Annotated in this window: 7 protein-coding genes and 3 pseudogenes; 4 read left to right on the top strand and 6 right to left on the bottom strand. The window is 60.2% G+C overall.

The window, feature by feature from the left end; genetic code table 11:
* From ACF8R3_RS14820 to ACF8R3_RS14810, 3 genes and pseudogenes are all read right to left on the bottom strand, one after another.
* On the bottom strand, nucleotides 1–1385 hold a 1385-nt coding region (locus ACF8R3_RS14820), incomplete at its 3' end, for a hypothetical protein (protein ID WP_392515808.1).
* Between the two features lie 555 nt (nucleotides 1386–1940).
* Nucleotides 1941–2603, bottom strand: a complete 663-nt coding sequence (locus ACF8R3_RS14815) for a hypothetical protein (RefSeq protein ID WP_392515807.1) — start codon at nucleotides 2601–2603, stop codon at nucleotides 1941–1943.
* Nucleotides 2537–2917: pseudogene (locus ACF8R3_RS14810) on the bottom strand (integrase core domain-containing protein); the annotation flags it as partial. The gene ACF8R3_RS14815 and the pseudogene ACF8R3_RS14810, both read right to left, overlap by 67 nt.
* Between ACF8R3_RS14810 and ACF8R3_RS14805 the strand changes: the two are divergent.
* Both ACF8R3_RS14805 and ACF8R3_RS14800 read left to right on the top strand, forming a co-directional pair.
* Nucleotides 2910–3347: pseudogene (locus ACF8R3_RS14805) on the top strand (transposase); the annotation flags it as partial. The pseudogenes ACF8R3_RS14810 and ACF8R3_RS14805 overlap by 8 nt on opposite strands.
* Before the next feature lie 110 nt (nucleotides 3348–3457).
* A pseudogene (locus tag ACF8R3_RS14800) lies at nucleotides 3458–3808 on the top strand (NAD/NADP octopine/nopaline dehydrogenase family protein); the annotation flags it as partial.
* A gap of 370 nt (nucleotides 3809–4178) precedes the next feature.
* On the opposite strand, the gene ACF8R3_RS14795 reads toward ACF8R3_RS14800, so the two are convergent.
* The 3 genes from ACF8R3_RS14795 to ACF8R3_RS14785 are packed head-to-tail and all read right to left on the bottom strand — an operon-like array spanning nucleotide 4179 to nucleotide 8628.
* Nucleotides 4179–5966: an IlvD/Edd family dehydratase gene (locus ACF8R3_RS14795; RefSeq protein ID WP_265533880.1), complete on the bottom strand. Its 1788-nt coding sequence runs from the start codon at nucleotides 5964–5966 to the stop codon at nucleotides 4179–4181.
* A gap of 41 nt (nucleotides 5967–6007) precedes the next feature.
* On the bottom strand, nucleotides 6008–7393 hold the full coding sequence (locus ACF8R3_RS14790; RefSeq protein ID WP_181104767.1) for an MFS transporter: 1386 nt from the start codon (nucleotides 7391–7393) through the stop codon (nucleotides 6008–6010).
* Between the two features lie 53 nt (nucleotides 7394–7446).
* A complete protein-coding gene (locus ACF8R3_RS14785; protein ID WP_181104769.1) occupies nucleotides 7447–8628 on the bottom strand; it encodes a fumarylacetoacetate hydrolase family protein in 1182 nt (393 codons plus the stop codon).
* Nucleotides 8629–8743: 115 nt separating this feature from the next.
* Between ACF8R3_RS14785 and ACF8R3_RS14780 the strand changes: the two genes are divergently transcribed.
* Both ACF8R3_RS14780 and ACF8R3_RS14775 read left to right on the top strand, forming a co-directional pair.
* Nucleotides 8744–9703 (top strand): LysR family transcriptional regulator, encoded by a 960-nt coding sequence (locus tag ACF8R3_RS14780; RefSeq protein WP_392515806.1) that lies wholly within the window; start codon nucleotides 8744–8746, stop codon nucleotides 9701–9703.
* A gap of 97 nt (nucleotides 9704–9800) precedes the next feature.
* Nucleotides 9801–11384: an aldehyde dehydrogenase (NADP(+)) gene (locus ACF8R3_RS14775; protein WP_392515805.1), complete on the top strand. Its 1584-nt coding sequence runs from the start codon at nucleotides 9801–9803 to the stop codon at nucleotides 11382–11384.
* The last annotated feature ends 45 nt before the right edge of the window (nucleotides 11385–11429 follow it).

Raw genomic sequence — 11429 nt, 5'->3', positions numbered from 1 at the left:
TGAGTGACTAGAGAGTCAATGGAAGGCGTATTGATTGCATCAAAGTCACGACTCTTGAGCGGGGTTTCCGGGTGTAGGGTAGGATGGACAAATCTGGTAAAGGCAATATAGAGACCGACAAGAGCCCTGTGTTGATCCGCTTTCAATTGGCTACGCTTTGACAATCCCATCTCTAAGACGCCACGAACGTCGTAGAGCTTCCCCTGCGGATAGTCGATTAGATAACTGTCAATGAGAGAGATGTATCCCTCGAAATGTGACCTGTACTTTTCGTTGGTTAGCCTGTCTGTTCTGCCTACCCATGTGCTTGGACACATTAATCCCTGAATTATATTTGGGCTTTCAAAGATGTAGTTGTATGGCTCTTTTTCGACTTGTTCTTGACTAAGGATAAAGGACTTTATCACCGCTTTTGCTATGCGCCTAAGTCCTCGAATTGTAAAGATCAGACTGTCGCCGATGTGCACTGTTTCTTTTTGGCCAGAATATGCTAGAAACTCATTGGGAAGCGGCTTTAGGGTGTGGACGTACTTGGAGCGCACATCATAAACGGTATTCAGAGCTTCCTCGAACTCTCTCTTGCCTATTGGTTCAGACTCTCCAGAGGTAATGAGAGAGAAATGGTCGTCTTTTATATGGCTGCGAATAAATTCTTTGAACCTTCGGTTGGCTGCCACATGCTCAACCTGAACAAGCGTGGATTTTACTTTCTCCGCTTGTTCTGGGGCTAGACCTTCCATTGCTTTCTCAAGCGGTCGACGTTTACGATCTTCGATATCCGACCAGCTGCTTTCGTAGCCATCGAAATCCTGTACAAGCGTTTCCATTGACATGACCAGCAGCGTGTAGGAAAGGTCTACATCTTCTTCGAGTCGGTGGAGCGCCGCCACATACGTTCGTATTGCCTTCATGGCGCCCAAGAACTTTTTGCGGGGTAGACCGATCAAGTGCTGCAAGAAGAATTGGAAATCTTGAACAAGATCAGGCTGGACATAGATATTTTCATCAAACACCCTGGGTACAAGCTGGCTCGGGGTATCACGCCTGTCGCTAGAGCCCTTACTGATAAGTCGGTTTGCTATGGTTGGGGTCGGAGTGCAAATGCAATCCAGGCTGAACGACACTACGTCTGCGCAATCATCAATATAGGCATCAATGCCATTGGAGTGCAGTACCCCCTGGCCGATCTCAGTGCCCTCGACATGCTCAGTGAAATCCCAGCAAATTCCGTTACCATGCTGAGTGTGCGCGAGAGGTGTGAAGGAGCCTATCGCTGTCTCAACGGTTACTTCGCTCGGCAGGTGGACGTTCGTGTACAGCACGCCTCTTAGCAAGTTGCTATGTGAAGGGTTCGTAAATAGCTTTGCAGTTGCGACCTGAAGCATGGCTACTCCTTTAGGTGTGTTCAGAGGCTCAGAATACACGACCGTGATCTTGCCATCGATCTACAAAAGTCGACTGTACGCAGGGCCGTCTGATTTGGACTCATTTTGTCATAGTGGCAGTTGACCAGTGTGACGGTACGTGAAGATGAAAACTGTACAGGGAAGATGAGCGAATTAAGCGGTCGCTGATGAACTAAAACGGTATTGAACAAAGAGATTTGCACTCGTCCCCATCGCGTCGGAAGCAGCTCTTTCATGGCGCGGCTGAGCTTATTAAACTTCGCGGCAGAAGAAAAGGGCACAACTGCTGGGCTAGGACTGGGGATGTTAATCGCAGCCGAAATCGTCGCCAGCTATGTTGGCAGGATCGAGGTCGAGTCTTTCGCCGAGCGCGGGGACGACTTGCTACGTCATTTTGTTCCAAAGGAGTCAGTCCGACTGGCGCCGGCTGCACTTCTTTCTCCCCTTACGGCTAGGTCACCACCATGGTGGCGGTGCTGATTATGCCTGAGGTCGATTATCCGGCAATGGATCACTTTGAGCCATCCATACGGTTCATGAGGAAGCGAAAGTACCTAGAGACTCACGTCGCCGCCGGTATTCGCTGGCTAAGTTGAACCGACTATATAACGAGTCCAGTGCAGCTTCACCTTGTACTTCCGAAGGCAGGCTAGTAATCCAGCCGTGCAGACGATCGCCCGAAACGGGAGGCAAGTGCTCATTAAACGCCCTGAAAGCCATAAGGTGCTGCATGCTCTCAAGGCTCATGTTGTTGAACCCTTTGACATTGTCCAACGTAGCGCCGTGTAGCCTATCTCGAATACGTTTCGGAGTGGCATGCTGAACCTGAAAGCTGAATTGCAGCTCTGAGAACAACCAGGGAGACAAGGTTCTAGCCTTGTCGCCGAAGCTCAAGGGAACAGATTTTTCCGATCGGACGAACACGAACATTTCGGTTTGTGCAATGGTGCGGTGAAGGGCTCCCGCCAGCATCATATGAACATCCGCATGGACGCGACTGACGTGTTCTTCCCTTGTTTCTTCATCCAACGGCCGTGTCTGGGAGATGATTTTTCGTACCAATTGACCGTAGAAGCCCCAGACAGTCGAGTCTACGAAGACTTTCAGTCCGTGCTTTTCAAGCGCCAGTGCTAGGTGTACGGTCCCGGAATGAGATGGTGCGGATTGATAGTGAATCGCTCTGGGGTTTTCGTCCAAGCCTCACAGATTACCTTGAAGGGAGTGCGCCATCGCAAGGCCTTGATCGTGGCTTCTTTGATCGTCCGGTTCATGCGCTCGACTTGGCCATTGGTCCAGGGGTGATAGGCCTTGGTCAGACGATGTTTGATGCCGTGCTCGTGGCAGACGCGATCAAAAATGTGTCCCCCGAACCTATTGGTCGCGCCGTTGCGATACCGTGGTTGCTCAGTGAACGCCACACCGTTGTCAGTGAGGATAGTGTGGATTTTGTATGGAAACGCCTGCACTACCTGACGTAGAAACTCAGCGCCATTGCGCTTGGTCGCGGAGTCGAAGTCTGGCCTGGTTCATCACGTCCATGGCACCGCCGCCAATGTGGCCGATGTCACACAGGTTGCTGAGCTGCTGCATGGCGAAGAGAACGCCGTGTATGCAGACGCCGGTTACACCGGTATCGAAAAGCGCGAAGAGCATGAAAATCGGGGGGTGATCTGGCAGATTGCAGCACGCCGCAGTACCTATTCCAAGCTGAACAAGCGCAGCGTGCTCTACAAGGTCAAGCGCAAGATCGAATACTGCAAAGCTCAGACACGGGCCAAGGTCGAGCATCCGTTTCGAGTGATCAAGCGGCAGTTTGGCTACGTGAAAGTGCGCTTTCGTGGGCTGATGAAAAACACGGCTCAGTTGACCACGCTGTTCGCCCTGTCAAACCTGTGGATGGTTCGAAAACAGCTGATGGGTATGGGTGAGTTGCGCGCTTAACACGGTAAATCGGGCGAAAAAGCCCTCAATACGCGATGCATCATTCGATTTTTAGCCAATAGCGCTGCGCGCCGAGCAAATTACGACTTGCCGCCGCTGCGCGGCAAGTTGATCGGAGCATCCCTAAGTTCGAGCAAAAGCTTCGGAACTCGTTTGATGTCGCCGCGTCGGGTTTGCCCAGTGTCGCAGCGGAGCTTCATCGCAAGCGAGGCGGTCCGCCGGGACCCACGTCGGTGGATACACGCTATCTTTGGGAAGATGTGCCTTACGGGCTAATCTTCATGGCGGCTATTGGGAAGATTGCCGGAATCGCGATGCCTGTTACCGATACGATGGTCGCGGTGTCAGCGCTCATTGCAGGTGAGGATTTGTTGAACGCAAATGACTTGCTTGAAGGCCTTGATCTTTCGGGTGAGACAGTTGATGGGCTGCTCGAGAGAGTGAATGCAAGTTTCAACTGATGAGTGTCCAGCCGATCTCACAGCCCAGGCAAATCTCGAACTGCTCGGCGCAGAGAACCGTGGCTTAACCAACTAGTGTCCTGTCTCGGAAATAAGCTGTTCACTTTTGGCGGCGTCTTGGGCGCCCGGCCGGCGTTGCCACTCCTCGCCATAGCCCTGCTATGACTCGTCGCGGCGCCTTGGCCGAACACCCAAGCCACTCGCCAAAAGAGAACGTATTTCCGAGACAGGACACTAGGGTCGATACGCCAAGTGGGGTATCGCTAACCTATAGCGGCATGCGCGAAGGGCAGCCCATCCGGTTGTCGGGCAACTGGGGGAGAGGCTGGCCTTCCTTGGCCTTATCTACCCTCAGAGGCCCGACTGGACCTCAGTGCGAATGCCGTGGCATGCCACCTTCGCGGGCGATCACTTTCATGTGCAGGGTCGCCGGCTCCAGGCAACCTCCGGTGGAGAGCTGCCCGACCAGTTGCCGGTAGAGCTCCTGCCAGGGCGTCTGTGACGGCGGGATGCTAGGCTGCCAAGCGGCGCGGCGGCGAGCCAGTTCTTCCTCGTCGACCAGCAGGTTGACGCTGCGGGCGTTGAGGTCGATACGCAGGCAGTCGTTGGTCTGCAGCAATGCCAGCCCACCGCCGATGGCCGCTTCCGGTGACATGTTGAGGATCGACGGGCTGGCTGAGGTACCGCTCTGGCGGCCATCGCCCAGGCAGGGCAGCGAGTCGATACCGCGCTTGATCAGTTCCGCGGGCGGGGCCATGTTGACCACCTCGGCGCTGCCGGGGTAGCCGACCGTACCGGCGCCACGGATCACCAGGATGCAACGCTCGTCGATATCCAGCGCTGGGTCGTCGATACGCGCGTGGTAGTCCTCTGGCCCTTCGAAAACGATGGCCCGCGCCTCGAAGCTGTTTTCCGCTCCCGGTGCGGACAGGTAAGTCTTGCGGAACGCCTCGCCGACCACTGACATCTTCATGATCGCGCTGTCGAAGAAGTTGCCGCTGAGCACGATGAAACCGGCGCGGTGCTTGAGCGGCGCTTCGAATGGCAGAATCACCTCGGCGTTGCTGGTCACGGTATCGCGCACCACTTCGCCGATCGTCTTACCACTGACCGTGGCGCAGTGCTCATTCAGCCGCCCAGCCTTCTGCAGCTCATGCATCACTGCCGGCACGCCGCCGGCGCGGTGGAAACCTTCGCCGAGGTACTTGCCGGCCGGCATGCAATTGACCAGCAGCGGCACGTCTTCGCCGACCCGCTGCCAGTCGTCCAGTGACAGGTCGATGCCCATGTGCCGGGCGATAGCGATCAAGTGTGGCGGGCAATTGCTCGATGCACCCAGGGCCGAAGCCACGGCGATGGCGTTCTCGAAGCTCTCCAGGGTCATGATCTGTGACGGGCGTACGTCCTGCAGAACCAGCTCACAGATGCGCTTGCCAGTGGCGTAAGCCATCTGTCCGCGTTCGCGGTAGGGCGCGGGAATGCTGGCGCAGCCAGGCAGGGACATGCCCAGTGCTTCGGCCAGGGCGTTCATCGACAGGGCCGTACCCATGGTGTTGCAGTGGCCCACCGACGGCGACGCGGCCGTGGTCATGTCCATGAAGCCTTCGTAGTCGATCTCGCCGGCGGCCAGTAGGTTGCGGGCGTGCCATAGCACGGTGCCGGAGCCGATCAGTTGACCCTTGTGATGGCCATCGAGCATCGGTCCGCCGGACAGCACGATGGCCGGCAAGTCGGTAGTGGCGGCGGCCATCAGGCAGGCGGGGGTGGTCTTGTCGCAGCCGGTGGTCAGGACCACGCCGTCCAGCGGATAGCCATGGAGGATTTCCACCAGGCCCAGGTAGGCCAGATTGCGGTCCAGCGCGGCGGTCGGCCGGCGGCTCTGCTCGGCGATTGGATGCACCGGGAATTCCATCGGAATGCCGCCGGCATCGCGAATCCCTGCCTTGACCCGCTGGGCCAGTTCCAGGTGGTGGCGGTTGCAGGGCGTCAGGTCGCTGCCCGTCTGGGCGATACCGATGATTGGCCGCCCCGATTGCAGCTCCTCACGGGTCAGGCCATAGTTCATGTAACGTTCCACGTATAGCGCGGTCATGTCGGCATGGGTCGGGTCGTTGAACCATTGCTGGCTGCGTAACGGGCGTTTCGAGGTGGTGCTCATGTCTGTCTCTCTTGCACTTGAAGGGCGCGGTATTAGCGTTGTCAGGCCGGCACGCTAGCGGAACTATGGGTGGTGGCGGCAGCGCCGCTGCCGACGGCATCGGACAGGTCGGTCAGGTCGCGGCCACGGGTTTCGGTCGACAGCAATGTGCCGATCAGGGTCAGGCAGGCCAGCACGGCTGTGTAGAGCGCCAGTACCCAGAAGGCGCCACCGGCGATGCCAACCAGGAATATCCCCAGGATCGGTGCCAGGCCACCGGAGAGCATCGCGCCGATTTCCCGCGCCAAGGCTACACCGGAATAGCGGTAACGGTTGCCGAACAATTCGGTGAAGTGCGCGCATTGGGCGCCCAGCATGCTGTTGGCGCCAATGGCGAAGCCCCCGACGACGGCGATGCAGACCAGCGTTGGGTCGCCGCTGTCGATCATCCACCACGCCGGATAGGCCCACAGCGCACAGAACAACGCGCCGCCGCGGTATACCACCAGTCGACCGAAGCGATCCGAAAGCGCGCCGAACAGGGGTGTGGTCAGCACGCTGAGGATGCTCGCCGCCAGCACCGCATCGGTACCGATGCCGGTGATGTTGGCGCCACTGTCACCCAGGTGGCGACTGGCGAAGCCGGCGAGGAAAGCGATCGAAACGGTGGTGTAGAGGGTTGAGCAACCGGTTTCGGCCATGCGCATCAGGGTGGTGGCCGCCAGTGGCCGGCGGGCATTGCGCAGGACCGCACGCATCGGTGATTCGATGACATGCTGGCTCTGGCTCAGCTGCTGGAACACCGGGCTTTCCTTGAGCTTGAGGCGAATCCAGACAGCCATGCCGATCAAGACCACGCTGGCCAGGAAGGGCAGGCGCCAGCCCCAATCGAGCAACTGCTCCTGGGTCAGCGATGCCTGCAGCACGCGGAAGGTGATAGTTGCCAGCGCCAGGCCGCTGAATACGCCAATGAAGGGGAGAGCGGCATAAAAGCCGCGTCGTTCGCGTGGGGCCAGTTCGGCCATCAGTGTTGCCGCGCCGGTTTGCTCGGCACCGGCGCCGAACCCCTGCAACAGGCGCAACAGCACCAACAGCACGGCCCCCACCGGGCCTGTGGGCAGCAGGCCGATCAGGGTGGTGGCGATTCCCATCAGCGCGATGGTCAGCAGCAGCACCAGCTTGCGCCCTTTGCGATCGCCCAGCGAACCGAAGAACAGCCCGCCGAATGGCCGTGCCAGGAAGCCGGCGCCATAGGTGGCGAAACTCGCCAGCAGTGCACCGGTGGTACCCAGCGACGGAAAGAAGATGTGGCCGAAGACCAGCGCCGAGGCCAGTCCATAGATCGCGAAATCGTAGTACTCCAGAGCACTGCCGATGGCGCCGGTGTAGATTGCCCGGCGCAGCTGGCGCGGATCGGGCGTCGGGGAGACCTTGGCCTCTGTATGCATATCAAGCCTCGCTTTTATTGTTATGGATGAGTCTCGTGGTCAAGAGGGGATGCTCAGCGCTGCAGCAGTCCGCGGTCGGCCAGGTTGCGCATCAATGCGCTGACACCAAAGGTCCAGGGCGTAGCCTGATCACTGGTGGTGACTTGGTTGTGTAGCGTGCCCAGCAGTGGACTGCTGATACTCACTTGGTCGCCCGGCTTATGGGTGAAGCCGGCGCCGGGGTTATCGCGGTCGGCGGTGGGGGCGAACAGGGTGCCGAGGAACAGCAGGAAACCGTCGGGATATTGATGGTTGGCATTGAGCGTCTGCCGGACGATATCTTCTGGGTCGCGGCTGATCTGATCCATCGAGCTGGCGCCGGCCAGTACGAAGCCGTCTTCACCTTGCACCTTGAGATCGACCACGCACTGGCGTACCGCGTCCAGGTCAAAGCTTTCGTCGAACAGGCGGATGAACGGGCCGATGGCACAGGAAGCATTGTTGTCCTTGGCCTTGCTCAACAGCAGGGCGCTGCGACCTTCGAAATCGCGCAGGTTGACGTCGTTGCCCAGGGTCGCGCCGTGGATGCGTCCGCGGCTGTCGACTGCCAGCACCACTTCGGGCTCGGGATTGTTCCATTGCGAGCCCGGGTGTACGCCGATCAGGCTGGCGCTGCCGACCGCGGCGAGGATAGGCGCCTTGGTGAACACCTCGGCGTCGGGTCCGATACCTACCTCGAGGTATTGCGACCACATGCCTTGTTCGATCAGCAGCGCCTTGAGCGCCATGGCCTGGTCCGAACCGGGCTTGACCGCCCGCAGGTTGTCGCCGATCACCGCGCGCACGGTGGCACGCACCGCTTCGGCCTTGGCGGCGTCGCCACCGGCCTGCTCCTCGATCACCCGCTCGATCATGCTGGCTGCGAAGGTCACCCCGGCGGCCTTGATCACCTGCAGGTCCAGCGGCGCCAGCAAGTAGGGTTTGTCTGGAGTGGCATGGGGGCCCGTGTTGGCCAGCAGCTCCTGGATGCTGGTGAGGTAGCTACCCGGCGTGCTGCGCAGCGCCTGTAGTGGATCATCGCTTTCGAGCAGTTCGCTGAGGGTCGCGAAGCGTTGCGACAGGTCGAACACGCCATCGGCGCGCAGCACGATCGGCGATGGACCGGCAATGTTTCCAGGGATCCAGGCACGACCGATCAGCGTTCCAGTGAAGCCGTCGCTGGGTAGGGTGTTGGTAGGGGTAAGGGTGAGCGGCATGTCGTGGCGTTCCTGATCGGTAAAAGCTGCACGCTAGGTAACGCTGGCGATAAACTCCAATGGCATATTTTCACCATATGATAACAACACGTTATTACACCAAAGGCGGATTCCCATGTCGGACCTCTCGTTCTCCCATTTCTGCAATTGGCTCAAGTTCCGCCACCTCGTACTGATCGACACGCTCGGGCGCACCCGCAACATGCACTTGGCCGCGCAGCAGATGAACCTCAGCCAGCCGGCGATCAGCAAGATGCTCAAGGAGATCGAAAACCTGCTCGGCTTCGCGGTGTTCGAACGTCAGCCACGCAGCATGCCCCCCACCGCCCTCGGCGAGCAGGTGGTGCGCTATGCGCAGGTCGCGCTCAACGATGCGCGCAACTTCGTGGACCAGATCGGTAGCCTGCGCGAGGGCGGGCATGGGCATCTGAAGGTCGGCGGGATCTTCGCCGCCACGGCCGTGGCCTTGCCGGATGCCGTCGTGCAGATCAAGCAGCGCTGGCCGCTGTTGTCGATCGAGGTGGTGGAGCAGACCAGCGACCACCTGATGCACATGCTTGATGAAAAGATCCTGCACCTGGCCGTGGCGCGGTTTACCGACGAATCCCAGCGCCAGCGCTTCGACTTCCAGCCTCTGGCGCCGGAGCCGTTCTGCTTCGTGGTCAACCATCACCATCCATTAGCCGATGCTGGATTTGTGAGCCTGGAGCAACTGCTCGACTGGCCATGGATCCTCTACCCCAAAGGCACGCCGATCCGCGGGCGAATGGAGCGCGCCTTCGCAGAAGCAGGCGTGGCCGTGCCACGCAACACCATCGACACCATCTCCACCCAGACCTTCCTCAATGTGCTGCAGGGTGGCCCGATGATCGGCATGCTCCCGCAGGCGATGGTCGAGCCTCACCTGCGCAGCGGATTGTTGCGCACGCTCGATACGCCATTGCATCTGGTGCCGCAGGACTACGGCATCCTCACCCGCAAAGGCGAGCCGCTCGTCGGCTCGGCCCTGGAGTTCGCGCAGATCCTCATGGCCGATGCCCGTAAGGGCCGTGGACGCAGCGACGGTTTTCGATAGCCTGTCGTTATCGCTCGATCCACAAATGCCATTGGGAAAGAATCGCTCGCCTGCCTAGATTAGCGACCAGTCTTTTCAACGAGTTCCAGGAGCGTCCATGACTCAACACGCTGGTCACAACTTTATTGGGGGGCGCCGCAGCGCTGCCGGCAACCAGACCTTGCGCAGCATCGATGCCAGCACAGGCGAGCCATTGCCTATTGCCTTCCAGCAGGCCACCGCCGAGGAAGTGGAGGCCGCTGCCCAGGCTGCTGCCGCAGCATACCCGCAGTTCCGCGCGCTGGCGCCGCAGCGCCGCGCCGAATTCCTCGACGCCATCGCCAGCGAGCTGGACGCCTTGGGCGAGGACTTCATCCAGACTGTCTGCCGTGAAACCGCACTGCCGGCCGCCCGCATCCAGGGCGAGCGGGGCCGCACCAGTGGCCAACTGCGGCTGTTCGCCCAGGTGCTGCGCCGTGGCGACTTCCTGGGCGCGCGCATCGACCGCGCTCAGCCCGAGCGCCAGCCATTGCCGCGCCTGGACATTCGCCAGTGCCGCATGGGCCTGGGACCGGTCGCTGTATTCGGCGCCAGCAACTTCCCGCTGGCGTTTTCCACGGCCGGCGGCGACACCGCGGCGGCATTGGCCGCAGGCTGTCCAGTGGTATTCAAGGCCCACAGTGGCCACATGGCCACAGCCGAGTGGGTGGCCGAAGCGATTCTGCGTGCCGCCGAGCGCTGCGCGATGCCGGCTGGGGTGTTCAACATGATCTTCGGTTCCGGCGTTGGCGAAGCATTGGTCAAGCACCCCGCCATTGAGGCCGTGGGCTTCACCGGCTCGCTCAAGGGCGGCCGTGCCCTGTGTGATCTGGCTGCTGCACGGCCAAAACCGATCCCGGTGTTTGCCGAGATGAGCAGCATCAATCCGGTGATTGTCCTGCCCCAGGCCCTGGCCGTACGCGGGGAGGCCATTGCTCGCGAACTCGCAGCCTCGGTGGTTCTCGGTTGCGGGCAGTTCTGCACCAATCCGGGCCTGGTGCTGGGCATCCGCTCGCCCGAGTTCAGTGCCTTCGTCGAGCAACTGGGGGCGCAGATCGCCGACCAATCCCCCCAAACCATGCTCAACGCCGGCACCCTGCGCAGCTACACCCATGGCGTGGCCGAACTCAAGGCGCACTCCGGCGTTCAGCACCTGGCGGGTGCCGACCAGCAGGGCAACCAGGCCTGGCCACAACTGTTCCAGGCCGATGCGCAATGCTTGCTCGATGCCGAGCCGCTGCTGCAGGAGGAGGTCTTCGGGCCTACCACCGTCGTGGTCGAACTGACCGATCATGCGCAATTGCTCCAGGCCCTCCAGGCCCTCGGTGGCCAGTTGACCGCCAGCCTGCTCGGCGAGCCAGGCGAGCTTGTCCAGGCCACCGACCTGGTGGCGCTGCTGGAGCACAAGGCTGGACGCCTGTTGATCAATGGCTACCCGACCGGTGTCGAGGTCTGCGACGCGATGGTTCACGGTGGCCCGTACCCGGCTACCTCCGACAGCCGTGGCACTTCAGTCGGTACGTTGTCGATCGATCGCTTCCTGCGTCCTGTGTGCTACCAGAACTTCCCCGAGGCGCTGCTGCCACCGGCACTGCACGATGCCAACCCGTTGGGCCTGATGCGCCTGGTCGATGGCCAGCCTAGCCGCGACCCGATCCACTGACCGCTACACTACCGGGCGCCTGGCGCCCGGTATCCGATCAATAAC

Origin of the sequence: Pseudomonas sp. FYR_7 (assembly GCF_043106155.1) — a bacterium.
Classification (GTDB): Bacteria; Pseudomonadota; Gammaproteobacteria; order Pseudomonadales; family Pseudomonadaceae; genus Aquipseudomonas; species Aquipseudomonas parafulva_B.
Note: the sequence above shows the minus strand (reverse complement) of the source record. Positions and strands in the feature narration are given on the sequence as shown.